Origin of the sequence: Helicobacter sp. 'house sparrow 1', from assembly GCF_900199585.1 — a bacterium.
Taxonomy (GTDB): domain Bacteria; phylum Campylobacterota; class Campylobacteria; order Campylobacterales; family Helicobacteraceae; genus Helicobacter_H.
Genome location: NZ_FZQY01000015.1, coordinates 1 through 1,300, shown reverse-complemented (window position 1 = coordinate 1,300; position 1,300 = coordinate 1). Strand labels below are relative to the sequence as shown.

The 1,300-nt window shown below is 29.3% G+C and carries 1 protein-coding gene and 1 pseudogene; both read left to right on the top strand.

All coding sequences use genetic code 11. From position 1 onward, the window contains the following. A pseudogene (locus C6H31_RS07105) lies at positions 1-203 on the top strand (hypothetical protein); the annotation flags it as partial. 109 nt (positions 204-312) lie between these two features. After that, positions 313-1,300, top strand: a 988-nt coding sequence (locus C6H31_RS06975; RefSeq protein ID WP_199768143.1) for a pentapeptide repeat-containing protein, incomplete at its 3' end; no start/stop codon positions are given.

Here is a 1,300-nt window from a genome sequence, read left to right as displayed (position 1 = left end):
GGATATCTTATTTGGTTTGTGTGGGTGTTTTGATTTTCAAGCCCACTCTTTTACTTCCCTTTGTAGGCAAATTTTTAAAATCTTCACCCTCTGTTTCATTTCCTGCTGTGGAAAGTCTTAGTGTGGTGTATTGTATCTTGATGGTTTTGATGCTTTTTTCTCTCCAAAAAACTGCCCGTAAGAATTCTATAGTTCCAAACTAAAGGTAAGATAATGAGAGAAAAAAGCAATGATTGATTTAAGAGCTAAAATCAATTTTTTAATCTACAACCTCAATGAGGAAGTAAAAATCATTAAAAGGAAAGAAGTGATATGACAAAACAAGAGCTTGCAAATCTTTTAGGAATTAATAAAGGGCATATTAAAGTAGAATCTAATAAATTTAAAATATTTGATATTGCGATTAAAAAGATTGATGCAAAGTTGTGGCTCAAAGATATAGAAATTGAATTTTGGCGTTGTAGTTTTGAGAGAGCATTGGTTTTTCCTAGTGCTCCCAATATTCTCGATATTCCCAATGTAATAATAAGCAAATTAACTTTTCAAGATTGCTCTTTCAAAGGTTTTTTAAATGCAAGAAATAGTGTTTTTGAAAAAGATTTTAGATGTAGGGCTTGTGATTTTGAAGGAAAAGCTGATTTTAGCAGTACAGAATTTAGTAATACGAAATTTCAAGGAAAAGTAGATTTTCGCGAATGTATATTCTTTAAGGAAGTGAAGTTTAAGGGTTCTTATTTCAAGGAAGAGGCTAATTTTTCAAACTCAAGGTTTTGTAGTGATGTTTATTTCAATAATTGCACATTTGAAAAATTTTCAGATTTTCATGAATGTGTCTTTGAAAAAATTGCATGTTTTTATAATGCTGATTTTCAAAAAATCTCTAATTTTTCTCAAGCCCTATTTAAGGATAATTTAAATATGGTGAATGCCAAAATGTTTTTTAACTTTGAGGATATGAGAAGTGTAATTAAAAAAGTGAAAAAGGCTTTTGATGAAAAAAGGTCTAGTGGTAAGGAAAAACCATTGGAAAATTTTGCAAATGATTTTCGAGATAGTTTTAGAATTTTTAAAAATACTCTTACCAAAGATAATAATATCATCGATGCCTCAAATTATCATAGGATGGAACTTTATTGTAAAGAAAATGAACTAGAGTTTAAAAGGCCTAAAAATTTTTCTAAAGATTGGATAGATAAATGGCAACTATGTTTCTATCGCTATACTTCTGATCATCATACCGACCTAGCCAAGATTTTTAATAATGTGATTTTACTGATTGCACTTTTTGGGATTTTTACCT